The sequence below is a fragment of the Streptomyces cyanogenus genome (assembly GCF_017526105.1).
Lineage (GTDB): Bacteria > Actinomycetota > Actinomycetes > Streptomycetales > Streptomycetaceae > Streptomyces > Streptomyces cyanogenus.
Genome location: NZ_CP071839.1, coordinates 5,514,931 through 5,540,891 on the forward strand (window position 1 = coordinate 5,514,931; position 25,961 = coordinate 5,540,891).

Below are 25,961 nucleotides of genomic sequence, written 5' to 3' on the forward strand. Positions count from 1 at the left end.
GGGAGTTGGCGGGGAAGGGCGGACAGGGGCGGTGGCCACCACCGGTGCCCTAAAGTTGGTCCAGACCAATCCGGGTGTCAAGAGGTCCAGACCAAAACCGTCTCCGGTCGGCCGCTCAACCTGTCCTGGTTTGGCGCGACTTGCGCCGGGAGAGTTCCCCACCGGCTTCACAAACGCTGTTCTCCGGCCATACGGCCGTGGATACAGTGCTCACGTAGTCACGCAATGAAGTCGTCCGGCGCGCCGGAGTTACACCGGTGGGCCGGCGGGTGTGAAGAGCGGGGAGCTGCGCGTGCCAACTGCCATTGCCGTGACCAGTGCCGACATGGCACTGCCGGCGCAGGACGAGCGGACCATGCCCGCCGTCGTGCTGACCGGCCTCGACCGCAAGCCGCTGGACCAGGCCCTCACCGAACTCCACACCCTCACCGAGCAGTACGGCCATGTGGTCGTCGTCTGTTCCGAGGCCGCCCCGGAGCCGGTCGTACGGCGGCTGTACACCCTGCGCTCCCTGCTGGAGAGCGACCGCATCGCCCTGTTCCGGCCCGCACTGCCGCCGCTCGGCATCGCCGTCCTGGCCCGGCAGCTGCGCCAGCTCGCCTCCTGCGACCTGGGCCCGGGCGTGCTCGCCTCCGCCGGACGGCTGCTCACCCACTACATCCACGCCGGCGCCGTCCTCGGCTCCGTCGCCAAGCTGGACCGGGTGCCGGTCGGGCTCAAGGCGCACGCCAGGTCCTGGATGCCCGGCAGCCAGTTCGCCGTCCTCGCACACCCCGAGCCCCAGCTGGTGAAGGTGGCCCCCGACGTCACGCTGAAGGGGCCCGAGTTCGGCACCTGGATGCTGGTCGCCAAGGGGCAGCTGCAGAGCGACTGGGCCACCGGGCTCGGCACCCGGTGGGGCGTGCACGGGCTGCGCGAGACCCCGCTGCCCGCCGAGTCCCCGGCGTGGTGGGGGACCGGCCGCCTGATCGAGTTCTGCGGCTACCTCGCCGACCTGTCCGTCCTCTACCAACTGGTCACCTCCGTACGGCAGACCAGCTGTCACTGGTGCGGCATCGACGTCATCGGCGACCGCTGCGTCTTCTGCTCCGCCAGCCCTCCCGCATCCGGGCCACCCCGCGCCCTGGAGCCGGGAACGCCCGCCTGACCTGCGCGAACCTGACCCGTCCCGCTCGACCGATTCCCCCAATGAGGTTGCACGGTTCATGAACTCCCGTCAGCGCCGCGGCGTGATACTGCTGATCCTGTCGGTCCTGTGCGCGCTGGGCGCGTTCGCCGGCGTGCTCTCCGTCATCCACGACGTGAACTCCAAGATCGGGCCCGAGGTCGCCGCCTACCGGGTCAGGTCCGAGGTGAAGCCGTACACCGCGCTGACCGCGGACCAGTTCGAGAAGGTCTCGATGCCCGAGCGGTGGCTGTCCGGCAACGCCGTCACCGACCTCCGGCAGATCCGCGGCAAGATCGCCGTGACCACCCTGCACCCCGGCGCGCTGCTGCAGACCGACATGATCGTGGACCGGCCCGCCCTCCAGCCCGGCCAGCAGGAGGTCGCCATCATGATCGACGCGGCGACCGGCGTGGCCGGGAAGATCACCCCGGGTTCGCGGGTCAACGTCTATGCCACCTTCGAGGGGAAGAAGCAGGGCGATCCCGACCAGTCGAAGATCATCGTGACCAACGCCCGGGTCCTCGACGTCGGCCGGATCACCGCCCTGGAGCCCGACCGCGACAAGAACCAGCAGGCCACCGAGGCCGTCCCCATCACCTTCGCGCTGTCCACCCTCGACGCCCAGCGCATCACCTACGCCGAGTCCTTCGCCCAGCGCGTCCGGCTCGCGCTCGTGGCCCCCGGCAGCGAGACCAGCGTCCCCGACAAGGACCGCACCTACGAACTCGCGACGGACAAGTGAGAGGCGGCCATGCCCACCAGGATCCTCCCGGCCGGCGCGGACCCGGACGCCGTCCGCTCCCTCACCACCCTGCTCAGCCAGCTCCCCGACGCCGAACCGCAGCCCCCGGTCACCGACTCCACCCAGCTGGTCGACACCCTCGCCCGGCTCGCCGCCGAGTCGGTCGAGGAACTGCCCGAAGTCGTCGTCGTCCACGAACGCATCGGCCCGGTCCCGGCCCTGGAGCTGATCCGCGAGGTCGCCCTCCGCTTCCCGGCCGTCGGCGTCATCCTCGTTACCACCGACGCCGGCCCCGGCCTGTTCGCCGCCGCCATGGACTCCGGCGCCCGCGGCCTGGTCGCGCTCCCGCTGTCGTACGAGGAACTCGCCAGCCGCGTGCAGGCCGTCGCCCAGTGGTCGACGGGGGTACGACGGCACCTCGGGCACGGTGCCGAGGTGCTCGCCGGGGCCGGCGGCACCGTGGTCACGGTCAGCGGCGCCAAGGGAGGCGTGGGCGCGACCCTGACCGCGATCCAGCTGGCCCTCGCCGCCCAGGCCTCCGGCCGCGCCACCGCCCTGGTCGACCTGGACCTCCAGACCGGTGACATCGCCTCCTACCTGGACATCCAGTTCCGCCGGTCGGTGGCCGACCTGGCCGCCATCACCGACGTCTCGCCCCGCGTCCTCGCCGACGCCGTGTTCCGCCACGACACCGGGCTCGCCCTGCTGCTCGCGCCGGGCGAGGGCGAACGCGGCGAGGAGGTAAGCGACCGCGCCGCCCGCCAGATCGTCAGCGCGCTGCGCTCCCGCTACGAGGTGGTCGTGGTGGACTGCGGGGCCCAGCTGAGCGGTGCGGGTGCCGCCGTCGTGGAGATGGCCGACACCGCGCTGCTGGTCACCACCCCGGACGTCATCGCCGTACGCGGCGCCAAACGGACCGTACGGATGTGGGACCGGCTGCAGATCCGCAAGGCCGAGGAGACCACGGTGGTCGTCAACCGGCACTCGCGCGGTACGGAGATCCAGCCCGCGCTGGTGCAGCGCATCACCGGCACCGCGCTGGCGCGTACGGCCGTACCCGCCAACTTCAAGGAGCTGCAGGGTGTCGTGGACGCCGGGCGGCTGCACGAACTCGACGCCAGGAGCACGGTGAAGCAGGCGCTGTGGGCCCTCGCCGGGGAGCTGGGGCTGGTGCGGGCGCCGGACGAGGGAGCCTCCCACCGGGGCGGCGGCCGGGGGCCCGTGGGCTTCCGGCGGCGGAAGGAGTGAGCCTTGCGATGAGAAGGCCGGATGGGGACCGGGGACAGGTCAGCGTCGAGTTGCTCGGCATGACGCCGCTGATCGTTCTGACACTGGTGCTGATGTGGCAGGCCGTACTCACGGGGTACGCCTTCACGCTCGCGGGGAATGCTGCCGACGAGGGCGTGCGGGCCGGCACGGCGGCACCGCCGGGGGAGCGGTTCGGGGCGTGCGAGCAGGCGGCGCTGAAGCATCTGTCGGGGGCGTGGCGAGGGGGTGCCAGCGTGGAACAGTGCGGCGGGACCGGTTATGTGACGGCCGACGTGGCCGTGAAGGTCCCCGTCCTCTTCCCCGGCTTCATCGACTTTCCCGTCACCGTGCACGGCCACGCCGGCGCCGTCGAGGAGGCGAAGCGCTGAGATGCCGAACCGCCGCCGACGCGACCGGGGCCAAGTGGCCGTCGAGTACCTCGGGTTCATCCCCGTCCTGCTGATCGTCGGCCTGGCCGGCATCCAGCTCGGGGCCGTCGCCTACGCCGCCGAGCAGGCCGGTACGGCCGCCCGGGCGGGGGCGCGGGCCGCCTCCCTGAAGCAGTCGTACGCCCAGGCCTGCGCCGACGCGGTGAGCGGCGGACTGAGCGTGTCCTGCTCGTCCGCCGCGGAGGACGGCGCGTCGGTGACCGTCACCGCGACCGTCCGCATCCCCGCCATCGTCTGGGACCTCGGCACCGCCACCAAGTCCGCCACCATGCCGCTCGACCACTGACCGAGGAGTCGCCGACCATGAGCCTGCGGGCACGCATCAGCACTCCGGAGGAACACGGCAGCCGGGGCGAGGACGGGCACCTGGTCGCCTCCTACCGGGCGAAACTGCTGGAGGAGATCGACCTCGCGGAGATGAGCGCGCTGGCCGCCGCCGAGCGCCGGGCCCGGCTGGAACGGGTGCTCGGGCACATCATCAGCCGCGAGGGCCCGGTGCTGTCGACGGTCGAGCGGTCCCAGCTGATCCGCCGGGTCGTGGACGAGGCGCTGGGCCTCGGCATCCTGGAGCCGCTGCTGGAGGACGCGTCCATCACCGAGATCATGGTCAACGGGCCCGACGCGATCTTCGTCGAACGCGGCGGCCGGGTCGAGCAACTCCCGCTCCGGTTCGTCTCCGCCGACCAGCTGATGCAGACCATCGAACGGATCGTGTCGACGGTCAACCGCCGCGTGGACGAGTCGAACCCCATGGTGGACGCCCGCCTGCCCTCCGGGGAACGCGTCAACGTCATCATCCCGCCGCTGTCCCTGACCGGTCCGATCCTCACCATCCGCCGCTTCCCGCGCTCCTTCACCCTCCAGGAACTGATCGGCTTCGGCTCGCTGGACGAGCACATGGTGTACCTGCTGGCCGGCCTGGTGCAGGCCAAGTTCAACATCATCGTCTCCGGCGCGACCGGCACCGGGAAGACGACCCTGCTCAACGCACTCTCCGGGCTGATCCCCTCCCACGAGCGCATCATCACCATCGAGGACTCCGCCGAACTCCAGCTCCAGCAGACCCACGTGGTCCGCCTGGAGTCCCGCCCGCCGAACGTGGAGGGCAAGGGCCAGGTCACCATCCGCGACCTGGTGCGCAACTCCCTGCGCATGCGGCCCGACCGGATCGTGGTCGGCGAGGTCCGCGGCGGCGAGTCCCTCGACATGCTCCAGGCGATGTCCACCGGTCACGACGGCTCCCTGGCGACCGTGCACGCGAACAGCGCCGAGGACGCGCTGACGAGGTTGCAGACCCTCGCCTCCATGTCCGACGTCGAGGTCCCCTTCGTCGCCCTGCACGACCAGATCAACAGCGCCGTCGACGTCATCGTCCAGCTCACCCGGTTCGCCGACGGCGCCCGCCGCATCACCGAGATCGCCCTGCTCGACAGCCACGGCGGGGAGCCGTACCGGCTGGCGACCGCCGCCCGGTTCGAGGCGCAGCCCATGACCCCCGACGGCCGCGTGTACGGCACCTTCCGCCACTTCCCGCTGCCCCGCCGCACCGCCGACCGCCTCTACATGGCGGGCCAGCCCGTCCCGCAGGCCTTCGGCGTCGCCCGCTCCGCCGACCAGCTAGCCACCCGAGAAGCCAGGTAGGACCCCGGACCATGGAACTGCACACCCTCGTCCAGCTCACCACCGGAGTGACGCTGCTGACCTGCGTCCTGGCGGTGGCCGGCGTGCACGCCTACGCCTCCGGGCGGGCCCGGCGCGCCGCCCTCGTGGACCGGCTCGCGCACACCGGCCCGCCGCCCGCGACCGGCCGCCGGCGCCGCTTCCGCGACCTGGACCGGCGACTGCGCCGCACCCGCATCGGCCGCCGGCTGGAACGGCGCCTCGCGGCGACCGGCCTGGACGTCACGCCGGGGGAGTTCTTCGCCGCCATGCTCGCCACGGTCGCCGCGCTCTGGCTGGCCGGCCAGGCCACCCTGGCCCCCTTCTTCGGCCCGCTCGCCGGACTCCTCGGCATCGGGGCGGCGGTGCAGTTCCTCAACTGGCAGCGCCAGAAGCGCATCGAACGCTTCATCAACCAGCTCCCGGAACTGGCCCGCATCCTGGCCAACGCCACCCAGGCCGGCCTCGCCCTGCGCACGGCGATCGGCATGGCGGCGGAGGAACTGGAGGCCCCGGCCGGTGAGGAACTCGCCAAGGTCGCCGACCAGCTGGCCGTCGGCCACTCCCTCGACGACGCACTCGGCGAACTCGCCGACCGCCTCCCCTCCCGCGAACTCGTCGTCCTCGTCACGACCTTGGTGCTGTCCAACCGCGCGGGCGGCCAGGTGGTCTCGGCGCTGCGCAATCTGACCGAGACCCTGGAGGAACGCAAGGAGACCCGGCGCGAGATCCGCACCCAGCTCTCCCAGGTGACCATGACCTCGTACGCCGTGCCCGTCCTCGGCATCGGCGCGTTGTTCCTGATGAACGGCGTCAAGGACGGCGCGCTGGACCGCATGACGGGCTCACCGGTCGGCCAGGCCTGCGTGATCGTCGCGTTCGCCATGTACACCGTCGGCTTCGTCCTCATCCGCCGCATGAGCCGGATCGACGTGTGAGGGAGGTGACCCGATGGCATTCCTGCTCGCCCTGCTGATGGGCCTCGGCGTCTGGGGCGCCTTCCACGGCATCCGCATGTACCGCGCCGACGCCCGGCTCCCCGGCGACCTCGCCGTCGCCCTGGAGGTCGGCGCCACCCGCACCGGCGCGGTCGGCTCCGTCATCGACCGCATCGGCATGCGCTACGCACCGGCCGTCCTGCGTCTGATGGGCCCGCGCCTGGTGGCCAGCTACCGCCGCCGGATCGACCTGGCGGGCAACCCCGGCGGCCTGACCATCGACCGTTACGCGGCCCGCCGCGCGGTCTACGGCGCCCTGGGCGCCGTCGGCTTCCTGGTGTTCCTGCTCCGCGGCCAGTGGTTCGTGGCCCTGCTGCTGCTCCTGTTCGGCGCGTTCTGGACGGAGGTGGGCATCTGGGCGGCGATCCGGGTCCGCAAGGACGTCATCGAACGCACCCTGCCGGACTTCCTCGACGTACTGGCCGTGGTGGTCAGCGCGGGCCTCGGCTTCCGCCAGGCCCTGGACCGGGTGGCCTCCCGCTACGAGGGCCCGTGGGCCGACGAACTGCGCATCACCCTGCGCCAGATGGACCTCGGCATGAGCCGCCGCCAGGCCTTCGCGGAGCTGAGGAGGAGGAACGACTCGGAACAGGTGGCGATGTTCGTGACGGCCCTCCAGCAGGGCGAGGAACTGGGCGCGCCGATCGTGGACACCCTGGTCTCCCTGGCCAGGGACATGCGCCGCACCGACGCCCAGAACGCCCGCCGCAAGGCCGCGCGCGCGGTGCCGAAGGCCACGCTGCTGATCACCACCTTCATGGTCCCGGCGACGATGCTCCTGCTGGGCGCGGGCCTGCTGCTGGGCTCCGGGGTGGACTTCGGCTCGCTGACGGGGGAGTGAGGACGGGCGGTGACGGTGACGGTGACGGCGCTGACGGGAAAGGGGGGACGGAGGGGAGCCCGCGTGCGTCTCGGGGGGTGGCTGCGGGCGGCGGGACGAAGAGACGGAGTGCAGAGGGAAGAGACGGAGCGGAGGGAAAGGAGGGACGGGGCCGGAGGCGGAAGGGCCGGTGGTGAGGCGGGCCGTGCCGGGACGGAGAGCCCGCCGGACGTCCCGGACGTGACCGCCCCGTTGGCCGAGCCCTCCGAGAAGCTCCAGATCCGGGCCCTGCAGGCGATGTGCCGGCAGGTCTTCGGCTTCCGTCTGGCGATGATCGTCCTGTCGGCCCCCGCGGCCCTGCTCAACGCGGCCCCCGGCCTGGGCGCCCGCCTGGTCGGCGCGGCCGTGGTCGTCACCTTCATGGTGTCCTACGTCCTCTTCCGCGACTGGGAACGCTTCGGACCCCTCCTCCTGCGCCACCCCAGCCTGCTGGCCGCCGACACCCTCTTCGGCTCCTTCCTGCTGATCTCGGCGGGCCCGGACACCACCCTGGCCTACGTCAGCGTGTGCACCCCGCTCCTGGCCGGCCTGGTCTACAGCTGGCGCGGCGCCGCCTGCTTCGCCTCCCTCCAGTCCCTGATCCTCCTCCTGGTCCACGCCACGCTGAAGGCCGACCAGCACGCGCCGGTGGCCGAGTCCCTGCTCCTGCCGGGCCTGTGCGTCATCGCCGGCGCCATGGGCTCGACCCTGCGCAACCTGATGCTCCGCTTCGGCGCCGCGACCCAGGCCCTGACGACGGTCCAGGCCCGCCTCGCGGCGGCGGAGGCGGTGAGCGCGGAACGTGCCCGGCTGGCCCGCGAGATGCACGACTCCGTGGCCAAGACCCTGTACGGCGTGGCCCTGGCGGCGGACGGCCTGGCCACCACGGCCTCGGCCACTGCCCCCGACCCGGCCCGCATCAGGGAACAGGCCGAACTGGTCTCCCGCTCGGCGCGCAGGGCGGCGGCGGAGTCCCGGGAACTGCTGACCGACCTACGACGGGACCAGCCGGACGCGCCGGAACAGCCCCCGTTCTGGCAGGAACTGTCCTGCCGCGCGGCGGACTTCACGAGGCGCACGGGCCTGCGGGTGAACACGGACGTCCCCGTATCCTCCCTCCCGCCGCTGCCGCCCGCCTCGGCCCGCCACGTCCTCGCCATCGCCACCGAGGCGCTGGAGAACGCCCACCGGCACGCCTCCGCCACCCGTGTGGACGTACGGGCGGCCGTCGACGGCCACCTGCTGCGCCTGACGATCCACGACGACGGCACCGGCCTCCCACCCGGCACGAGCCTCGAAAAACTCCGCGACCGCGGTCACTTCGGCCTGCTCGGCATGGTGGAACGGGCCGCGCAGGCCGGCGCCCGTATCCGCATCGGGAAGGGCGGACACGAACGGGGCACGGAGGTACGCCTGGACATCCCGCTGCCGGTCCCTGACCACTGAAACCCGAGAGGAGGACCATGCGCCCGGCAATGCCACCCCATGCACCGGATCCACCAGGAGCGTCACACGGTGCCGCCCCCCGACCCGAGTTCCCGCCGCCGGCGCCCGCGCCCCCGCCGTTGCGGCTGCTGGTCGCCGACGACAACCCCGTGGTCCGCGCCGGTCTGACCGCCCTGCTGTCGGGCCGTGCGGACACCACGGTCGTGGCGGAGGCGCGGGACGGCCGCGAGGCGTACGAGGCGGCGGTCCGGCACCGGCCCGATGTCATCCTCCTCGACGTCCGCATGCCCGGGGTCGACGGAATCTCCGCGTTGCCCCACCTGGTGGGGCTGGCCCCCGTCATGATGCTCACCTACAGCCACGAGACGGAGACCGTGCGGGAGGCGCTGCGGCTGGGAGCGGGGGGATATCTGGTGCACGGCGAGTTCACGACGGAGCAGTTGGTGCGGGCGGTGCGGGATGTCCGGGAGGGGCGGCCGCATGTGACCCCCGGGGCGGCGAGGGCGTTGCTGCACGACTTACGCAGCAGTGCACCTGCACACACCCCTGTCCAACCCCCCGTCTTTTCGGCGGATTCCACCCCTCCCCCACTTTCGCATGTGCAACCATCTATGGGACATTCGTTCCGGTCACGGTTCCGGCTGAGTACGAGGGAGGCGGAGATCATGGACCTCATCGCGTCCGGCATGACCAACCAGCAGATCGCCGCCGCCTGCTTCATCAGCGAGAAGACGGTCAAGAACCACATCAACCGCATCTTCGCCAAGCTCCACACCACGACGAGGTCCCAGGCGACGGCCAAGTGGCTGGGGGTGGCCTGATATGCACGGCCGGGGGAGCAGCACGCCGGGCAAATGGGCCTGGGGTTGGGTCCTTGGGCCCTCTACCCTGTCCGTGGGAGCGCTCTACGGTTCGTCGGTCGAAAGCAGTCCCGGAGGGGAGCACCGTGAGCGATCTTTTGCTGAAGACAGCTGTGGCGACCAAGGTTCGCCTGAACGGGTGGAGGAACACGACGGCCGAGGCGATGCGGCGTCGTGGTGGCGACCGTGGGCAGACTGCGGTGGAGTACCTGGGCATTATCGCGGTGGTGGTTGCGATCGTTCTGGCGATCACGGGTACGGACATCGGCAAGACGATCCTCGACAAGATCAAGTCAAAGATCACGGAGATCACCTGATCCGCCGCCGCGCAAACGGCGACTCCGGGCAGGCCTTCCCCATCTACATCACGGTGGTGGCGGGCCTGCTCTTTCTTGCGTTCGCCTACCTTGCGGTAGGTCAGGCCGCAGTGAACCGGGGCGGTGCGCAGACGGCTGCCGACGCAGCGGTGCTGGCCGCGGCTCAGAACGGGCGCAAGCAGCTTGCGGACGCATGGGCCGCCGCTCTGCTCGAACCGGCCAAGTGGCGGGACATCTTCGAGGGCAACGTGCCTGTCGACAACCCGTGCGCGCGTGCGGAGCAACTCGCGACGCAGAACGACGCCACGCTGAATGGCTGCAATTGGCAGCTTCTCCGGTACACGGTCGAGATCAAGACGAACAAGCCGGTAGGGGATTCCGTAGTCCCGGGGACGGAGGACGTCCACTCGACGGCTTCCGCCACGGCCGTGATCGAACCGCGCTGCTCGTTCCCTGACGAGCCCGGTGGGGACGATGAATTGCCCGAACTCACCTGTGGCGGCAAGCCGTGGAAGCTGGACCCGGATGACGAAGCGACTCTCCCCGCGCCCGAGGACCTCTTCGATGTTCACCTGGCCGCCGGCTGACAAGCGGACGACGATGGAAAAGGGAAGCAGTGCGATGAGCATGCGGTTCACTGCGAAGGCTCGCAGGGGAATGGTCGCCCTGGCCGTTGCTGTCGGCTTGGCCGTCGGTGTGGCCGGTTGTGGCGGTGGAGACACCGATGACAAGAAGCCGAACGCTTCTTCATCCTCCTCGAAGAGCGGCGGTTCTCAAGAGAGCCCCCAAGAGGGGCAGTCCGCGCAACCGCTGGCTGAACTGCGCGGGCCTGACGGGCTGATGCTGCAGATCACGTCTGCCCAGCGCGATCCGGGCGGGTTCGTCACGATCAACGCGCAGCTCAAGAATGACGGCAGCAAGGACGCCGTTCTGTCGTCGCAGCTGACCGGCAACGAGACAGAGATCATGAAGAACGGGCAGTCCTTCGGTGGAGCCACACTTGTGGATTCGAAGGCGAAGAAGCGTTACTACGTGCTGCGGGACACCGACGGGCGTCCTTTGACCACGATCGGCGTCCAGTCCGTCAGAGCGGGGGACACGGTTCCCGTTTTCATGCAGTTCCCCGCACCACCGGCCGGCACGACGGAAGTCAGCTTCCAGTTGCCCACCTTCGCCAGCGCCCCCATCAAGATCTCCGGGTGAGGCCCAAGTGACCACCACACCCCGGCTCGTCCTCACCTGTGCCGCCCTGCTGATCGCCGTGCAACTGCCCGCGGCGACCGCCGTGGCCGACGGTGGCGGGCCCAGTGAACCCCCCGGTACCGAACCCTCCGCCACCGCCCCGGTGACAGTCGACCCCACGGATCCGGATCTGAAGCTTCCGGAGGGGGCCACGCTGGCCGCGGCCAAGGTGCTGGACATCAAGTCGGTCGTGGAGGACCAGAGCGGGGACGAGCGCCGTGAGGACACCAACGCCGACGTGACCTTCGCCCTCCAGGCCGAGGTGCTGTTCGGCAAGGACAGCGCCAGGATCAGCGCGGAGGCCAAGTCCCGCATCGCCACCATCGCCGAGGAGATCAGGAAGCAGCACGCGACCCGGGTCCGCGTCTTCGGCTTCACCGACAACCTCGGTTCCTCCGCCCACGGCGACACCCTCTCCAAGGAGCGCGCCAACGCCGTACAGGCCGTACTCGACCAGGACCTGAACAGCCCCTCCGTCACCTTCGACGTCCGCGGCTACGGCGAGCAGTACCCGATCGCCGACAACTCCACCGAGGAGGGCCGGCGAAAGAACCGCCGTGTGGAGGTGACGTTCCCGCGCACCCGGCAGTGACCGCACCGCTTCGGCGCGGAGCACTGTCGCACCCTGGCCCGCCGGATCCCGTATGGGAAGGGCGTCAGGGGCGTTTTCCGGTCAGCTGCGCGACGCCACGGCGTGGGCGGTGCCGTGAACCCCCAAGGCGGCAACTATGGTGCTGCTGCGTAAAATTGCCGTGCTCGACAGCGCGATGGCTGCCGGTACGGCAGTGCCCGCCGGCCGGTAGGTGGCTGTGCCACAGGTGCCGGCCACGGGAGTCGGCCGCACGAAGGCAGGAACAACGGGGGGACGCCCTGACATGGCGTGGGACGAGTGGGAACAGCTCAAAGCCGACGCGAAGTCGGACGGAGCCACACGCATGCAGCTCAACCACCTGGCCGACCCGGTCGGTGGAGGCGGCCAGAGCACCTACGGTGACCTCAAGGTCAGCAACAGCGACCTGGCGGCGATCGGCAAAGAGGCTCACTCGCTCTACGACCAGCTGTGGAACAAGGCCCGGGTGGCACAGTCGACGAGCGAGTCCGCCGCCGGTGACCTGACGAAACAGGGCTTCACCCTGGGCAAGGGACTGAAGCACGTCGCGCAACGCTGGGACGACCAGCTGAAGTCGTTGCTGGACGCGTGCGCCCAGATCTCCAACCACATGCACGTGACCAAGAAGATCCACTCCGGTGACGACGGCTACATCGGTCGACAGATGAGCAGCATCGACACCTTGGACGCCGGGTTCGACGACCGCGCGGGAGAGCCGGGCAGGAAGAACCCGGTCTACTACCCCAAGAAGAAGGACTGAGCGAGGCCGCCGAGTGAAGTTCGAAGACCTCTACCAAGCCAACTTCAAGCAGCTCGACGACGCAGTCGACGACTGGGGCCTGCTCGTCCGCAACCTGACGGAGCTGCAGAAGCAGGCGAAGGACGGGCTGCACGACAAGGCGGTCAAGGCCGACTGGCACGGCGTCAACGCAGCCGTCTCCAAGGAGTTCATCGGCAAGACCGCCGGCGAGTTCGAGGACGCCACCAAGGAGGCGTCCTCCATCCACAAGATCCTCCAGGACACCCGGAACGAGCTGAAGCACTACAAGGAGCAACTGCACCAAGCCGTCGAGAACGGCCGCAAGAAGAACCTGACCGTGATGCCGTCCGGCGACGGCGGCTTCATCGTCACCATGGCCGTCCATCCCGACCGCGCCGGACACGGCACCGAGATCTCCGATCACAGCGTCACGGACGAGGAACACCTGCGCGACGAGGTGCAGAAGATCCTCGACAACGCCGCGAAGAGCGACGGCACCGCGACCGACGTCCTCATGGCACTCGTCGACGAAAGCAGGTACGGCTTCTCCGGCGCCGTCTACGAGGACCGTGACCAGGCGGTGAAGGCCGTAGAGGAGGCCGACAGGCTGGCGAAGCTGGCGCGGAAGGATCCGCGGAAGCTGACTGCCAAGGACTTCGACGAGATCGACGCCGGCCTGAAGCAGTACCACGACGACCCGCTGTTCGCCGAGGAGTTCGCCGAGCGGCTGGGTGCCCAGGGGACGGAAAGGTTCTGGCTCGGTCTCAACGACGACCGCGAGGGCGCGCACATGGCCTACGACCGCGGATACAAGTACGCCGAGCTGCAGAAGAACCTGAGCCTGACCCTGGCCACCGCGAGCCAGTCGGACAGTGCGGGCATGGAGGCGTGGAAACAGCAGGTCATCAGCTCGGGCAACAAGCCCGTCGGTACCCACGGCGACGTGCTGGGCTTCCAGGTGATGAGCAACCTGATGCGAAACGGCGACTTCGACGACCGGTTCATGACCGATTACGGCCGCGCGCTGATGAAAACCGAGCGGTTCTATACGCACGACGGCGAGAACGTGGCCTGGCAGGCGAACATCTGCCCCCGGCTCAACTACGAGGGCAGCGACGGCGGCTGGGACCCTCTCAACGGATACCTGAAGGGCCTGGCGAACAACCCCACGGCCGCGACGGACTTCTTCAGCGACGACTTCATCCCGAAGGACGGCGACCACAAGAAGGCCGTCTCCAACTTCGACTATCTCTTCAAGCAGCGGAACTGGCCGATGGACATCCATGACACCAACGATGTCCAGAGCATCGCCGGCCAGAACTACCTGGCCCAGGCCCTGGAGGCGGCAACCACGGGCCACCCGGCGGGTGAGATGCCCACGACCGACACCCCGGCACACACCAGCGCCCAGACCAAGCTGTTCGAGGAGATCGTCGCCGCCACGGCGGACAAACAGGAACTCCTCACCGACCGCGGCTACATGTCGGACAGCATGGGCCAGATCGCCTCCGAATATCTGCCGGACATCAACCGGGCCAACAGCGACTTGCCGCACAAGGACCTGCTCTACCCCATCGATGGCTCCGCGGCCCATCTCGATGGCCGTGACGTGAACAAGTTCCTGTTCGCCGTGGGTCAGAATCCGCAGGGATACGCTGCCGTCGAAGTGGGCCAAAAGGCCTACCTGTCGAACCTGTTGCAGTACCACTTGGACCCCGACCTGTCCGCCGACCACCGCTTCACCAGCGATCAGAAGCTTCTCGTCCAGACCGTCGCGGAGAGGAGCGGCGAGGTCTCCGGGGTCCTCAGCCAAGCCCGCATGGAGGCCATCGGAAGCGTGGCCAAGGGGAAGGACGATTCCTTCGACCACGCTGTCGCCCAGTACCAGAACCTGGCCTCCGGCGGTATCGGTACGGTCGTCGGCGTAGGCACGTCATTCATCGGCTCTCCCGCGGCCGGCGCAGTCGTCGGCGGAGCAGCAGGCACCGCGACAGGCGCGGCCCTGCAGTGGCTGTTCCAGGATGTCGAGGGTTCGGCGGCGGATGACGCCCAGGAGGACGAAGGGAAGGTCTGGGACCACGGCCTGCATCGCAACGCCGCATACGCGCAGCGTGCGGCAGAGCAGGCAGTGAAGCGCTATCACCTGAGCCCGGACCTGGTGACGTACGCGGGAAATTCGGCACACCAGGGCTACCAGAATGCGTGGGCTGTTGTTCACGGCCAGACACCGGGCAGCACCGCGGACATTCCGGGGTGAACGAAGGAGAGTCATTGAACACCCCCCTTTTTCGATCGAAAGTACTCGCTCCTGTCGCTGCGGTGACTGCGGCGCTGGTTTCCCTTTCCGGCTGTGGTGGCCACAAGGAAAAGCGTGAGTACGCGGTCCCGGGCTCCTTTTGCGGGATTCCGGTCGATCGTGACGAGCTGGCGCCTTTCATGCCCTCTGGCAGGAAATTGGTCATTGACAAACGTATGCCGGACTCTTTGTCGTGGGTCTGCCAGGTCCGCGTCGACTCCCATCGGGCAGTGGGTTTCAGGCAGATGTGGTTGACCAGCAGCAGCACGGCTTATTTTGTGGGTGGGCAGGCAGACTCCCGGCTCGATCACGAAGCCGAGGGCGGGAGGTTCCTCTACTCAGGCTGGGAGGCGTTCGGGAGGACACGTCGGTGCACGCACAAAAAGCTACCAGGGAGCCACATTTTCACTGCAGTCCAAATGGAGTCCTCCAGCCACCAGGATGCCGACGCTATGCGGCGACTGATCACCGCCTTCACGAAGGCCGTCGAAAGTACGGACACCTGCAAAAGCGGTAAGAGTTTCAGCTGAGGGTCGGTGTCATGCGCACAGGTCACCCCCCGTCGACCTCGACGGCGACCTGAGCGCCCACACCCAGCCCCCACCCCGCCATCGCCCCCGCCTCCGCCTCCAGCACGTGCCGTGCCCGCAGTCGAGGCAGGCCGAGTCGGCCCGGCCTCATCGTGCGGACGGCGATGACGGTGAGGCGGTGGTCGAGGTACGCGACGTCGATCGGGATCCGCATGCCGAACGTGTGCACCCCGCTCGCCGGCGACAGCAGCATCGCCCCGTCGATCGAGTCCCGGCCGAGCAGGCCCTTGGTGCGGGCCCGGTAGGAGGCCGAGATCTCCAGGGGGACCGGGGCACCGAGCTCCGCCCCGGAGTCCGTACGCACGAGCAGCCGCCCCCGTCCGTCCCGCCAGCGCCCCATGCCCTGCCCTCCGCTTCCGTGTCCGTGGCCGTCAACTCGCCGAATCGGTAATTGCGTTGTCCTTTGCCGTCCTCCCCACTAGGAAGGGCGCCATGACAGGACTCGGTGTCGTATTCCGTCCCCAGCTTCCTCCCGAGCGGCTGCGGGCCGTCGCTCGGGAAGCGGACGCCGCGGGACTCGAAGAACTGTGGCTGTGGGAGGACTGCTTCCTGGAGGGCGGGGTGTCCACGGCCGCCGCCGCGCTCGCCTGGACCGAGCGGGTGCGCGTCGGCATCGGGCTGCTGCCCGTGCCGCTCAGGAACGTCGCCGTCACCGCCATGGAGGCCGCCTCGCTGGAGCGCATGTTCCCCGGCCGGCCCATGCTGACCCTGGGCCACGGGGTGCAGGACTGGATGGGGCAGGTCGGCGCCCGGGCCGCCTCCCCGCTCGGCCTCCTCGGCGAACACCTCGACGCCATGCGCGCCCTGCTGCGCGGGGAGCGCCTCACCGTCCGCGGGCGGTACGTCCAGTTGGACGACGTGGCCCTCGACTGGCCCCCGCAGCACCCGGTCGACATCCTCGCGGGCGGCACCGGACCCCGTACGCTCCGGCTCTCCGGCGAGAAGGCCGACGGCACCCTCCTCACCGCCGCCACCTCGGTGGACGGCGTACGGCGGGCCCGCAAGCTCGTGGAGGAGGGGCGCCGGTCGGCCGGTCGCGGCGGATCGCACCGGGTCGTCGTGTATCTCCTGGCCGCCACGGGGGCCGGCGCCGAGACCCGGCTGCGCACGGAACTCGCCGCCGAGGGGCTGGCGTCGGCGGACGTCGGGGTGGCCGGGGACGCGGGCGCGGTGGCCGGGGCGGTGCGGCGGCTGGCCGAGGCCGGCGCGGACACCGTCGTCCTGCAGCCGACGGCGGACGAGCCCGATCCGGAGGGCTTCGTGCGCTTCGCCGCGCAGGAGGTCCGGCCCTTGGTGCCCTGAGCGGAGCGCCGGCCACGGCCCCGCCGCCGACAGACGCGGCGCCGTCTGGGCGCCGGCCTCCTCGTCCGGCCCAAGCGCCCGGATGGTCTCCGCCCGCCGGCCGGGAGAGGTGGCGTCGGTTGGGTGTGGCTTCCTCGATGGCCCGGGCGCCCGGACGGCCGTCTCCCGCAGGTCGGCAGGCGCGGCGTCGCCTGGGCGCCGGTCTCCTGGGTGGCTCCGACCGCCCGGACGGCCTACGCCCGTCGGCCGGGAGAGGTGGTGCCGGTTGGGCGTGGCTTCCTCGACGGCCCGAGCGCCCGGACGGTCTCCGCCCGCCGGCCGGCAGGCGCGGCGTCGCCTGGGCGCCGGTCTCCTCGACCGGCCGACCGCCCGGGCGACCACCCCGGTTCACGTCCCCTGGCCGGCAGCCGCGGCCGACCGCCCCGACCGCCGGGGCCCGGCCGGCGAGCCCCGACCGCCGGGGCCCGCGAGCCACGGCGGTCGCGCCCCGCGGGAAAACGGCGGCAGCCTCCGCGGCACCCCTGCGAGCATGGCCGTATGACTGCGCACCGCACCTTCGAGGACCTCGTGGCCGAGGGCGTTGCCGTGCCGACCGAGGGGTGGGACTTCTCGTGGTTCGAGGGGCGGGCCACCGAGGCGCGCCCGTCGTGGGGGTACGCCCGGTCCGCGGCGGGGCGGCTGGCCCGTGCCGGGGCCGTGCTCGACATCCAGACCGGTGGCGGGGAGGCGCTGGACTTCGCGCTGGGCTGGGCGGAACCGGCCCGGCCGGTGCTGGTGGCGGCGACCGAGGGATGGCCGCCGAACGTGGCGAAGGCCACGGCGCTGCTGCGCCCCCGCGGCGTCGTGGTGGTCGCCGCCCCGGGCGACGCGCCGCTGCCGTTCGCGGACGAGGCGTTCGACCTGGTGCTCAGCCGGCATCCGGTGCGCCCGCACTGGGACGAGATCGCCCGGGTGCTGCGGCCCGGCAGCAGCTACTTCGCCCAGCACGTGGGGCCCGCAAGCGTCTTCGAGCTGGTCGAGTACTTCCTCGGGCCGCAGCCGCAGGAGGTGCGCGGCGCCCGCGATCCGGAGCGGGAGCGGGCCGACGCCGAGGCGGCGGGCCTGGAGGTGGCCGGGCTGCGGGCGGAGCGGCTGCGGATGGAGTTCCACGACATCGCCGCCGTTGTCCACTTCCTGCGCAAGGTGGTCTGGATGGTCCCGGGCTTCACCGTCGAGGCGTACGAGCCGCAGCTGCGGTCGCTGCACGAGCGGATCGAGAAGGAGGGGCCGTTCGTCGCGCACAGCGCCCGGCACCTCTTCGACGTACGCAAGCCGGAACGCGAGCCGGAAGGCCGACCGGGCGGCTGGCACGGCGGCTGACCTGGCCGTGAGCGGGGCGGGCGAGCCGAGTTCGGCGAGAATCTGCCGGGAGTTCATCCACGGTTTCCACATTGTTATCGACCGTGGTTTCACATGAGCCCCACCGGTCACGTAAGTTCAGACCAAGGTAATTCGCGTGAGCAAAGCTGCGCGGGCGGCACCGCGCAGTGGAGGGGGCTGCGCGGTGCCGTGAAACCGGATGATCTTCCGCTGGCGGCATAGCGGAACCGTCAAGTCCACCGTTCGCTGACGGCGTCGCCCGTCGGAGGGATACGGGGCAACTCGCCGATGCCCCCACAAGATGGCCTAATCCTTGTGAATCCATAGCTATCCGAGCGGTTTTTCCTGTGATTCCGCTGTGAATCGCCCAGCGGACGCCCCTGAATCCCAGGTTCCATGGCCACCGTGGCGTTGCCGGATGATTCCGGAGAGTAGTTGTGGCACGCCGATGCACCCACCATCCCTTACGAAGGGTTATGGTGGAAACCCCCCCTCGGGCCGGTCCGTCTCCCCCCCACGGACCGGCCCGTTTTTTTGCGGTGGCGGCCGGGAACCCCGCGCCGCCGATGGGCGTCCCCAGGGAAGGGGGGTGGTCCGCGTCCGGCCTGACGCTCGGCCGTGTGGGCGAGGCCGGGAGGCACCCGCCGGAAGCGGCCCGGAACCGTTCCGCAATCGGCCGGCACCGGCCCGGACCGGCCCGTACGGCCCCGCCCGGCCCGCCGCGAGCCGGGTTCCGCCCCGCCCCGTGAAAGCCCCGTGCCGGAACCAAGTCCCGAACAGCGGTAGGCTCAACGGCTCCGGCACCCCTACCCCGCGCCCAACCCCCGGAGGGTCACGTGAACCTGCGCGACAAGCTGCGCGGCCTGCTCGTCAGGCTCTACGCACGCCGGGTGGAAGGTCACCTGGACCACGCTCAGGTGCCCAAGCACATCGGCGTCATCATGGACGGCAACCGCCGCTGGGCGAAGGCGTCCGGCTCCAGCACCGTCCACGGGCACCGGGCCGGTGCCGAGAAGATCGAGGAGTTCCTCGGCTGGTGCAGCGAGACCGACGTCGAGGTCGTCACCCTGTGGCTGCTGTCCACCGACAACTTCGACCGGCCGCAGGAGGAACTCGTCCCCCTGCTCGGCATCATCGAGGACGTCGTACGCACCCTCGCCGCCGACGGCCGCTGGCGGGTGCACCACGTCGGCACGCTCGACCTGCTGCCCGCGCAGATGCAGACGGCGTTGAAGGAGGCCCAGGAGGCCACCGCCCACATCGACGGGATAACCGTCAACGTGGCCATCGGCTACGGCGGCCGGCAGGAGATCGCCGACGCCGTGCGCTCCATGCTGCTCGACGCGCACGACAAGGGCGTGCCGATGGAGGAACTCGCCGAGTCGGTCGACATCGACATGATCGGGCGTCACCTCTACACCGGGGCCCAGCCCGATCCGGACCTGGTGATCCGCACCAGCGGCGAACAGCGGTTGTCCGGATTCATGCTCTGGCAGACCGCTCACTCGGAGTACTACTTCTGCGAGGTCTTCTGGCCGGCGTTCCGGAAGGTGGACTTCCTGCGTGCGCTGCGCGACTACGCCGCACGTCACCGCCGCTACGGCGGCTGAACCCCCGGCCCTGCCCCGTCGCCGCCCGGTGACGGGGCGTTGTCGTATACCCCGCTCGGCGGAGATGTAACGAGGAGTTCACCGGCGCGCTGTTGGCCGCATTTGCATGGCGGCGCATGTTCGAGGGCATAAGCCAAGCAGGTCGACACCCGAACCACGGGCGTCGGATCTCAGCGGGCGGCACGGGGCCGTCCGCCCGGGAGGCCCTTTGCACCAGCCCGACTGTGCGGTCACAGCACGGAAGCAGCCGCGAGGGGCCGGTCCATGGCCCGTCGTGCGCGGGGGCCAGACACCGGTCCAGGATCACTTCGTCGCTCCCCGACCTCATCCGAGGGGGTACGTCCTTCCGTGGTGACCAGCACAAAGCGCCATCTGCCAGACCGGCGCACGTATGTTCTCGACACCAGCGTCCTGCTGGCCGACCCGAACGCCCTGACCCGCTTCGACGAGCACGAGGTCGTGCTCCCCATCGTGGTGGTCACGGAACTGGAGGCCAAGCGGCACCATCCCGAACTCGGCTACTTCGCCCGGCAGGCCCTGCGCCTGCTCGACGACTACCGGGTCCGGTACGGCCGTCTCGACGCCCCCATCCCGATCGGGGACCTCGGCGGCACGATCCGTGTCGAGCTCAACCACTCGGACCCCAGCGTGCTGCCCACCGGCTACCGCCTGGGGGACAACGACTCCCGCATCCTCGCGGTGGCCCGCAACCTGCAGGCCGAGGGGTTCGACGTCACCGTCGTGTCGAAGGACCTGCCGCTCAGGATCAAGGCGTCCTCGGTCGGCCTCCTCGCCGAGGAGTACCGGGCCGAGCTCGCCATCACGGAGAACTCCGGCTGGACCGGGATGACCGAACTCACCCTTCCGGGTGAGCAGGTGGACATCCTCTTCGAGGAAGGACACGTGTACGTCCCGGAGGCGGCCGACCTCCCCGTGCACACCGGGCTGACCCTCCAGTCCGAGCGCGGCAAGGCGCTCGGCCGGGTCACCGCCGAGGGCAACGTCAAGCTGGTGCGCGGCGACCGGGAGGCGTTCGGCATCAAGGGCCGCAGCGCCGAGCAGCGCATCGCGCTCGACCTGCTGCTCGACCCGGACGTCGGCATCGTCTCGATGGGCGGCCGGGCCGGCACCGGCAAGTCGGCGCTGGCGCTGTGCGCGGGCCTGGAGGCGGTCCTGGAGCGCCGCCAGCACCAGAAGGTGATGGTCTTCCGGCCGCTGTACGCCGTCGGCGGGCAGGAGCTGGGCTATCTGCCGGGCACCGAGGCGGAGAAGATGAGCCCGTGGGCGCAGGCCGTCTTCGACACCCTCTCGGCGGTCACCAGCCGCGAGGTCATCGAGGAGGTCACCGCGCGCGGGATGCTGGAGGTGCTCCCGCTCACCCACATCCGCGGACGCTCGCTGCACGACGCGTTCGTGATCGTGGACGAGGCGCAGTCCCTCGAGAAGAACGTGCTGCTGACCGTGCTGTCCCGGATCGGCGCCAACTCGCGGGTCGTTCTGACCCATGACGTGGCACAGCGGGACAATCTGCGCGTAGGCCGCTACGACGGAGTGGTCGCCGTCGTGGAGAAGCTGAAGGGGCACCCCCTCTTCGCGCACGTCACGCTGACGCGGTCCGAGAGGTCCCAGATTGCCGCCCTTGTGACCGAAATGCTGGAGGACGGCCACATCTGACAGGAAAGTGACGACGGTTGGCGCCGTCCGGCAAAGGCCACGAGCCTAGCCGGGCGGCGCCTTCGTGCGTGGGGCTTTCCTGAAATCCGTGGGAGCAAACGGGATGTGAGCTTTCACACGCAACACAGAATTGCCACGCGGCGTCCGGTTACGGCAGAGTCTCGTTCCTGTCAGGCCCCGCATACGACACAGCTGTACCCCCAGCGGTACGGCGCCACCTGAGTACCACCAACTCCATAGAGTTCGTCGTATGCCGCCCGAGCACCACGCGGCGCTCCCTTCGGGGGAGTTGCCCACCGGGCCCGCGCCTCCCGTGACCCCGCAGTTGGGAGGCCAGTGTCAGGGGCACGATTGCGTCCGCCAGGGTCACCGAAGCGGGCGATGCTGGAAGGAAACCGTGTGAGCCGGATTTCGGTCCGGGGATTCGCAGTGGCCTCGGCCACCGCGGTCACCGCTGTCGGAAGCGTCGTCGGCGTTGCCTCGGGCAGCACCGCGCAGACCAACGACGCCGAGGCGACGGCAGCCGACACCACGCTCCTCGCGGACATTCCCGCGGGTCAGCAGGCGCAGGTGCAGGCCGCCTCCCTGACGCAGCAGGCCGACGCCCAGGCCATCGCCGCGGACGTGAGCGCCAAGAAGGACGCCGAGGAAGCCGCCCGCAAGGCAGCCGCCGAGACCGCGATCGCGAAGAAGGAGGCCGCCGAGAAGGAGGCCGCCAAGGAGGCCAAGGAGCGCGCCGAGGCGAAGGCCGCGGCCAGCCGTGGCACCGACGTCCGCGACTCCTCCAGCTTCCCGACCCAGAGCAGCTACACCGTGGCGCAGATCCAGGCGATGGCGCGCCAGATGGTGGCCGGCGGCCAGTACCAGTGCTTCAGCAACATCGTGGACCACGAGTCCAGCTGGAACTACCGCGCGGTGAACGCCTCCTCCGGTGCCTACGGTCTCTTCCAGGCCCTGCCCGGCTCCAAGATGGCCTCTGCCGGCGCCGACTGGCAGACCAACCCGGCCACGCAGATCAAGTGGGGCCTCAACTACATGAACAGCCGCTACGGCAGCCCGTGCCAGGCCTGGTCGTTCTGGCAGGCCAACCACTGGTACTAGGAGCCCCGCCGGATCCGGTCGGCCCTTCTCAACCTTGCGCAGCCCCTCCCCGTCCTCAGGGGAGGGGCTTTCGCCCTGTACGGTCGTATCCGAACGGCTCCCGGGGGGAGTGGTGGCGAGCACCCGGGGACGCGGGGGAAGAGGACGGATCATGTCGCGAGTGCCAGGCTGGCTCGGCCGGCTCGGAGCCGGTCTCACCGAGATGAGCGAGCGTCTGGACGAGCGCCGCGCCGAGGTGGAGAAGGACACCGACGACCCCGGCCTCACCGAGGGCGCCGGATCGGCCGAACCCGGTGGCGCGGCCCCGCCCGTCCGCCGGCCCGCGCCGCCCTCAGGCCGCCGCCCCGACCCGGCCGAGGCCGTGCCCTGGGGTGTCCGGGTCGCCGCCGAGGCCGGCTGGCGGCTGCTGGTGCTGGCCGGCACCGTCTGGGTGCTGATGCGGGTCATCAGCGCCGTGCAGCTGGTGGTGTTCGCCTTCGTCATCGCTCTGCTGGTGACCGCGCTGCTCCAGCCGACGGTCGCCCGGCTCACCCGGCGCGGGGTGCCGCGCGGCCCGGCCACCGCGCTCACCGCCATCTCCGGCTTCGTCGTCATCGGGCTGATGGGCTGGTTCGTGACCTGGCAGGTCATGGAGAACATCGACACGCTCTCCAACCAGATCCAGTCCGGCATCGACGACCTGCGCGACTGGCTGCTGAAGAGCCCCTTCCACGTCACCGACAAGCAGATCAACCAGATCGCCAAGAACCTCCGCGAGGCGATCGGCGCCAACACCGACCAGATCACCTCCGCGGGCCTGGAGGGCGTTCAGGTCATCATCGAGGCGCTCACCGGCATCCTGCTGGTGTTCTTCTCCACCCTCTTCCTGCTCTACGACGGCAGGCGAATCTGGGAGTGGTTCCTGAGGCTGGTGCCCGCGGCCGCCCGCCCGGGCGTGGCCGGCGCCGGCCCGCGCGCCTGGCGCACCCTGACCGCCTACGTCCGCGGCACGGTCCTGGTCGCCCTCATCGACGCCATCTTCATCGGCATCGGCATCTACTTCCTGGACGTGCCGATGGCCGTACCGCTGGCCGTCTTCATCTTCCTGTTCTCGTTCATCCCGCTGGTCGGCGCGGTCGCCTCCGGCGCGCTGGCGGTGATCGTGGCCCTGGTCACCCAGGGTGTCTTCACCGCTGTCATGACCCTCGCCGTCGTCCTCGCGGTCCAGCAGATCGAGGGGCACGTCCTGCAGCCGTTCATCCTCGGCCGCGCGGTCCGCGTCCACCCGCTGGCGGTCGTGCTGACCGTGGCCGCCGGCGGCATGGTGGCCGGCATCGGCGGCGCGGTGGTGGCCGTACCTCTGGTGGCGGTGACGAACACGGTGGTCGGGTACCTGCGGCAGTACTCGCTGGAGGTCCAGCGGGACGGCGCTGCCGAGGCGGTGGACGAGAACGTGGAAGACCCCGCCCACCAAGGGTGAGCGGGGTCCTGGGCAGCGGCTCGCCTACTCGGCCAGGACCGCCTCGGCGTCCAGCGTGACACCGACCGCCTGCACCACGGAAGCGATCTTGAACGCCTCCTGGACGGTCTCGCGCTCCACGCCGGCCTTGCGCAGCACCTGCTCGTGCGAGTCCAGGCACATGCCACAGCCGTTGATCGCGGAGACCGCGAACGACCACAGCTCGAAGTCGACCTTCTCCACGCCCGGGTTGCCGATGACGTTCATCCGCAGACCCGCGCGCAGGGTGCCGTACTCGTGGTCGGACAGCAGGTGCCGGGTGCGGTAGAAGACGTTGTTCATCGCCATGATGGCGGCGGCCGACTTGGCGGCCTGGTACGCCTCCGGCGAGAGGTTCGCCTTCGCCTCCGGCTCCAGCTCACGCAGCACGATCGGGGAACGGGAGGCGATGGCGGTCGCCAGCACCGTGCCCCATAGCTGCTGCGCCGGCAGCTCCGAGTTGCCGATGACCGAGCCCAGGTTGAGCTTCAGGTCCTTGGCGTAGTCCGGTATACGGGACTTGAGGGAGTCGAGCGACACGGGTCACTCACCAGCCAGCAGCGCGACCGGGTCGAGGGTCTGCTCGCCCTTGGTCCAGTTGCAGGGGCACAGCTCGTCGGTCTGCAGGGCGTCCAGGACCCGCAGGACCTCCTTGGGGTTGCGGCCCACGGAACCGGCGGTGACCATCGTGAACTGGATCTCGTGGTTCGGGTCGACGATGAAGACGGCGCGCTGCGCGAAGCCGTCCTCGCCCTCGATGCCGAGGTCGCGCATCAGCTCGTGCTTGGAGTCCGCCATCATCGGGAACGGCAGGTCGGTCAGGTCCGGGTGGTCCTTGCGCCAGGCGTGGTGGACGAACTCGGAGTCGCCGGAGAAGCCGAGGATCTGGGCGTCGCGGTCGGCGAACTCGTCGTTCAGCTTCCCGAACGCGGCGATCTCGGTCGGGCACACGAACGTGAAGTCCTTGGGCCAGGCGAAGACCACGAGCCACTTGCCCTCGTAGGACTTGTGGTGGATCTGCTCGAACTCCTTGCCCTTCTCCAGCGAGACGCAGGCGGTCAGTTCGAACTCGGGGAACTTGTCACCGACAGTGAGCACACGCTCTCCTTGCAGCGAGGAAACTTCCCTTTTGGGGTGTTTCCCATGGGTTGGACGTTGTCGATGTTGGCACAGGGGTCATTGATTAGGGAAATAGCTACACTCGGTTGTGTTGATCGGAGGCGGCTATCAGTGACCATGAGTAACGGCAAGCGGAGGCAGCCGAGCCTGGCGCAGCTGCGGGCGTTCGCCGCCGTGGCGGAGCATCTGCACTTCCGGGACGCGGCCGCGGCCATCGGGATGAGCCAGCCCGCCCTGTCCGGCGCCGTCTCGGCGCTGGAGGAGACCCTCGGCGTGACCCTCCTTGAGCGTACGACCCGCAAGGTACTGCTCTCGCCCGCGGGGGAGCGCCTCGCCGTGCGCGCCAGGGCGGTGCTGGAGGCGGTAGGCGCGCTGCTGGAGGAGGCGGAGGCGGTCCGGGCGCCGTTCACGGGCGTCCTGCGCCTCGGGGTGATCCCGACGGTGGCGCCGTACCTGCTGCCGGCCGTGCTGCGGCTGGTCCACGAGCGCTACCCGCACCTCGACCTCCAGGTGCACGAGGAGCAGACCGCCAGCCTGCTCGACGGCCTGAACTCCGGCCGGCTCGACCTGCTGTTGCTGGCCGTGCCGCTCGGCGTGCCCGGGGTGGTGGAACTCCCCCTGTTCGACGAGGACTTCGTGCTCGTCACCCCGCCCGACCACTGGCTCGGCGGCCGGGAGGGGATCCCGCGCGAGGCGCTGAAGGAGCTGAACCTGCTGCTCCTGGACGAGGGCCACTGCCTGCGCGACCAGGCCCTGGACATCTGCCGGGAGGCCGGCCGCGAGGACGCGCCGGTCACCACCACGGCCGCCGGACTGTCCACGCTGGTCCAGCTGGTGGCGGGCGGCCTCGGCTGCACGCTGCTGCCGCGGACCGCGCTGGAACTGGAGACCGCCCGCAGCAGCCGGCTGCTGACCGGCTACTTCGCCGAGCCCGCCCCGACCCGCCGGGTCGCCTTCGCCATGCGCGCGGGCGCGGCCCGGGCCGCCGAGTACGAGGAACTGGCGGAGGCCCTGCGCGAGGCGCTGCGCGCCCTGCCGGTGCGGGTCCTGGAAGAGGCCGACTAGCGCACCGGGA

26 protein-coding genes are annotated in these 25,961 nt (G+C 70.2%); 23 read left to right on the top strand and 3 right to left on the bottom strand.

Annotated features, from left to right (window positions below; all coding sequences use genetic code 11):
* Nucleotides 1-310 precede the first annotated feature (310 nt).
* The 16 genes from S1361_RS24950 (at nt 311) to S1361_RS25025 (ending at nt 14,615) form a co-directional block, all read left to right on the top strand.
* Nucleotides 311-1,147, top strand: coding sequence for a hypothetical protein (locus tag S1361_RS24950; protein ID WP_208036758.1), 837 nt, complete (start codon nt 311-313; stop codon nt 1,145-1,147).
* 58 nt (nt 1,148-1,205) lie between these two features.
* The gene (gene cpaB / locus S1361_RS24955; RefSeq protein ID WP_208033999.1) at nt 1,206-1,910 is read left to right on the top strand and encodes a Flp pilus assembly protein CpaB; all 705 of its coding nucleotides are present in this window, start codon (nt 1,206-1,208) and stop codon (nt 1,908-1,910) included.
* 9 nt (nt 1,911-1,919) lie between these two features.
* Nucleotides 1,920-3,158, top strand: a complete 1,239-nt coding sequence (locus S1361_RS24960) for a CpaE/TadZ family protein (protein ID WP_208034000.1) — start codon at nt 1,920-1,922, stop codon at nt 3,156-3,158.
* 8 nt (nt 3,159-3,166) lie between these two features.
* Nucleotides 3,167-3,547, top strand: coding sequence for a pilus assembly protein (locus S1361_RS24965; protein ID WP_208034001.1), 381 nt, complete (start codon nt 3,167-3,169; stop codon nt 3,545-3,547).
* Nucleotide 3,548: 1 nt separating this feature from the next.
* Entirely contained in the window at nt 3,549-3,893 is a 345-nt protein-coding gene (locus tag S1361_RS24970; RefSeq protein WP_208034002.1) for a TadE/TadG family type IV pilus assembly protein, read from the top strand.
* Nucleotides 3,894-3,910: 17 nt separating this feature from the next.
* Complete coding sequence (locus S1361_RS24975) at nt 3,911-5,248, top strand: TadA family conjugal transfer-associated ATPase (RefSeq protein ID WP_208034003.1); 1,338 nt, start codon at nt 3,911-3,913, stop codon at nt 5,246-5,248.
* Nucleotides 5,249-5,259: 11 nt separating this feature from the next.
* Nucleotides 5,260-6,204 carry a type II secretion system F family protein gene (locus S1361_RS24980; protein ID WP_208034004.1) on the top strand — a complete coding sequence of 315 codons (945 nt, stop codon included), beginning with the start codon at nt 5,260-5,262 and terminating at the stop codon, nt 6,202-6,204.
* Between the two features lie 13 nt (nt 6,205-6,217).
* Nucleotides 6,218-7,105: a DUF5936 domain-containing protein gene (locus S1361_RS24985; RefSeq protein ID WP_208034005.1), complete on the top strand. Its 888-nt coding sequence runs from the start codon at nt 6,218-6,220 to the stop codon at nt 7,103-7,105.
* Between the two features lie 15 nt (nt 7,106-7,120).
* Nucleotides 7,121-8,569, top strand: a complete 1,449-nt coding sequence (locus S1361_RS24990) for a sensor histidine kinase (RefSeq protein ID WP_425088058.1) — start codon at nt 7,121-7,123, stop codon at nt 8,567-8,569.
* A 17-nt stretch (nt 8,570-8,586) separates the two neighbouring features.
* A complete protein-coding gene (locus tag S1361_RS24995; protein WP_425087243.1) occupies nt 8,587-9,390 on the top strand; it encodes a response regulator in 804 nt (267 codons plus the stop codon).
* A 125-nt stretch (nt 9,391-9,515) separates the two neighbouring features.
* Nucleotides 9,516-9,746 carry a hypothetical protein gene (locus S1361_RS25000; protein ID WP_208034007.1) on the top strand — a complete coding sequence of 77 codons (231 nt, stop codon included), beginning with the start codon at nt 9,516-9,518 and terminating at the stop codon, nt 9,744-9,746.
* A complete protein-coding gene (locus tag S1361_RS25005; RefSeq protein ID WP_208036760.1) occupies nt 9,746-10,333 on the top strand; it encodes a pilus assembly protein TadG-related protein in 588 nt (195 codons plus the stop codon). The genes S1361_RS25000 and S1361_RS25005 overlap by 1 nt, the downstream gene beginning before the upstream one ends.
* 34 nt (nt 10,334-10,367) lie before the next feature.
* Nucleotides 10,368-10,949, top strand: a complete 582-nt coding sequence (locus tag S1361_RS25010) for a hypothetical protein (protein WP_208036761.1) — start codon at nt 10,368-10,370, stop codon at nt 10,947-10,949.
* 7 nt (nt 10,950-10,956) lie between these two features.
* Nucleotides 10,957-11,580: an OmpA family protein gene (locus tag S1361_RS25015; protein ID WP_208034008.1), complete on the top strand. Its 624-nt coding sequence runs from the start codon at nt 10,957-10,959 to the stop codon at nt 11,578-11,580.
* A gap of 283 nt (nt 11,581-11,863) precedes the next feature.
* A complete protein-coding gene (locus S1361_RS25020) occupies nt 11,864-12,358 on the top strand; it encodes a hypothetical protein (RefSeq protein ID WP_208034009.1) in 495 nt (164 codons plus the stop codon).
* A gap of 13 nt (nt 12,359-12,371) precedes the next feature.
* On the top strand, nt 12,372-14,615 hold the full coding sequence (locus S1361_RS25025) for a hypothetical protein (protein ID WP_208034010.1): 2,244 nt from the start codon (nt 12,372-12,374) through the stop codon (nt 14,613-14,615).
* A 591-nt stretch (nt 14,616-15,206) separates the two neighbouring features.
* Here the strand turns inward: S1361_RS25025 and S1361_RS25030 are convergent.
* Entirely contained in the window at nt 15,207-15,584 is a 378-nt protein-coding gene (locus S1361_RS25030; protein ID WP_208034011.1) for a DUF192 domain-containing protein, read from the bottom strand.
* 92 nt (nt 15,585-15,676) lie between these two features.
* Between S1361_RS25030 and S1361_RS25035 the strand changes: the two genes are divergently transcribed.
* The 6 genes from S1361_RS25035 to S1361_RS25060 all read left to right on the top strand — a co-directional run bounded on the left by S1361_RS25035 (nt 15,677) and on the right by S1361_RS25060 (nt 23,749).
* On the top strand, nt 15,677-16,546 hold the full coding sequence (locus tag S1361_RS25035) for an LLM class flavin-dependent oxidoreductase (RefSeq protein WP_208034012.1): 870 nt from the start codon (nt 15,677-15,679) through the stop codon (nt 16,544-16,546).
* Between the two features lie 537 nt (nt 16,547-17,083).
* Nucleotides 17,084-17,905 carry a methyltransferase domain-containing protein gene (locus tag S1361_RS25040; protein WP_208034013.1) on the top strand — a complete coding sequence of 274 codons (822 nt, stop codon included), beginning with the start codon at nt 17,084-17,086 and terminating at the stop codon, nt 17,903-17,905.
* A gap of 836 nt (nt 17,906-18,741) precedes the next feature.
* The gene (locus tag S1361_RS25045; protein WP_208034014.1) at nt 18,742-19,515 is read left to right on the top strand and encodes an isoprenyl transferase; all 774 of its coding nucleotides are present in this window, start codon (nt 18,742-18,744) and stop codon (nt 19,513-19,515) included.
* A 348-nt stretch (nt 19,516-19,863) separates the two neighbouring features.
* Complete coding sequence (locus S1361_RS25050; protein WP_208034015.1) at nt 19,864-21,189, top strand: RNA 5'-3' helicase PhoH2; 1,326 nt, start codon at nt 19,864-19,866, stop codon at nt 21,187-21,189.
* 399 nt (nt 21,190-21,588) lie between these two features.
* Entirely contained in the window at nt 21,589-22,290 is a 702-nt protein-coding gene (locus tag S1361_RS25055) for a lysozyme family protein (RefSeq protein WP_481906720.1), read from the top strand.
* A gap of 151 nt (nt 22,291-22,441) precedes the next feature.
* Nucleotides 22,442-23,749: an AI-2E family transporter gene (locus tag S1361_RS25060; RefSeq protein WP_208034017.1), complete on the top strand. Its 1,308-nt coding sequence runs from the start codon at nt 22,442-22,444 to the stop codon at nt 23,747-23,749.
* A 24-nt stretch (nt 23,750-23,773) separates the two neighbouring features.
* On the opposite strand, the gene S1361_RS25065 is transcribed toward S1361_RS25060, so the two are convergent.
* Complete coding sequence (locus S1361_RS25065; RefSeq protein ID WP_014674689.1) at nt 23,774-24,307, bottom strand: alkyl hydroperoxide reductase; 534 nt, start codon at nt 24,305-24,307, stop codon at nt 23,774-23,776.
* Between the two features lie 3 nt (nt 24,308-24,310).
* Nucleotides 24,311-24,865 carry a peroxiredoxin gene (locus S1361_RS25070; RefSeq protein WP_014674690.1) on the bottom strand — a complete coding sequence of 185 codons (555 nt, stop codon included), beginning with the start codon at nt 24,863-24,865 and terminating at the stop codon, nt 24,311-24,313.
* A 138-nt stretch (nt 24,866-25,003) separates the two neighbouring features.
* On the opposite strand from S1361_RS25070, the gene S1361_RS25075 reads away from it, so the two are divergent.
* Nucleotides 25,004-25,951, top strand: a complete 948-nt coding sequence (locus S1361_RS25075) for a LysR substrate-binding domain-containing protein (protein ID WP_208034018.1) — start codon at nt 25,004-25,006, stop codon at nt 25,949-25,951.
* The last annotated feature ends 10 nt before the right edge of the window (nt 25,952-25,961 follow it).

What these genes read in the sequence shown, in the direction of transcription:
- S1361_RS25030 (WP_208034011.1), bottom strand. Translation starts at nt 15,584, where the DNA reads ATGGGGCGCTGGCGGGACGGACGGGGGCGGCTGCTCGTGCGTACGGAC.
- cpaB (WP_208033999.1), top strand. Translation starts at nt 1,206, where the DNA reads ATGAACTCCCGTCAGCGCCGCGGCGTGATACTGCTGATCCTGTCGGTC.
- S1361_RS25035 (WP_208034012.1), top strand. Translation starts at nt 15,677, where the DNA reads ATGACAGGACTCGGTGTCGTATTCCGTCCCCAGCTTCCTCCCGAGCGG.
- S1361_RS24970 (WP_208034002.1), top strand. Translation starts at nt 3,549, where the DNA reads ATGCCGAACCGCCGCCGACGCGACCGGGGCCAAGTGGCCGTCGAGTAC.
- S1361_RS25040 (WP_208034013.1), top strand. Translation starts at nt 17,084, where the DNA reads ATGACTGCGCACCGCACCTTCGAGGACCTCGTGGCCGAGGGCGTTGCC.
- S1361_RS24965 (WP_208034001.1), top strand. Translation starts at nt 3,167, where the DNA reads ATGAGAAGGCCGGATGGGGACCGGGGACAGGTCAGCGTCGAGTTGCTC.
- S1361_RS24980 (WP_208034004.1), top strand. Translation starts at nt 5,260, where the DNA reads ATGGAACTGCACACCCTCGTCCAGCTCACCACCGGAGTGACGCTGCTG.
- S1361_RS24985 (WP_208034005.1), top strand. Translation starts at nt 6,218, where the DNA reads ATGGCATTCCTGCTCGCCCTGCTGATGGGCCTCGGCGTCTGGGGCGCC.
- S1361_RS24975 (WP_208034003.1), top strand. Translation starts at nt 3,911, where the DNA reads ATGAGCCTGCGGGCACGCATCAGCACTCCGGAGGAACACGGCAGCCGG.
- S1361_RS24995 (WP_425087243.1), top strand. Translation starts at nt 8,587, where the DNA reads ATGCGCCCGGCAATGCCACCCCATGCACCGGATCCACCAGGAGCGTCA.
- S1361_RS25020 (WP_208034009.1), top strand. Translation starts at nt 11,864, where the DNA reads ATGGCGTGGGACGAGTGGGAACAGCTCAAAGCCGACGCGAAGTCGGAC.
- S1361_RS25010 (WP_208036761.1), top strand. Translation starts at nt 10,368, where the DNA reads ATGAGCATGCGGTTCACTGCGAAGGCTCGCAGGGGAATGGTCGCCCTG.
- S1361_RS24960 (WP_208034000.1), top strand. Translation starts at nt 1,920, where the DNA reads ATGCCCACCAGGATCCTCCCGGCCGGCGCGGACCCGGACGCCGTCCGC.
- S1361_RS25075 (WP_208034018.1), top strand. Translation starts at nt 25,004, where the DNA reads ATGAGTAACGGCAAGCGGAGGCAGCCGAGCCTGGCGCAGCTGCGGGCG.
- S1361_RS25060 (WP_208034017.1), top strand. Translation starts at nt 22,442, where the DNA reads ATGTCGCGAGTGCCAGGCTGGCTCGGCCGGCTCGGAGCCGGTCTCACC.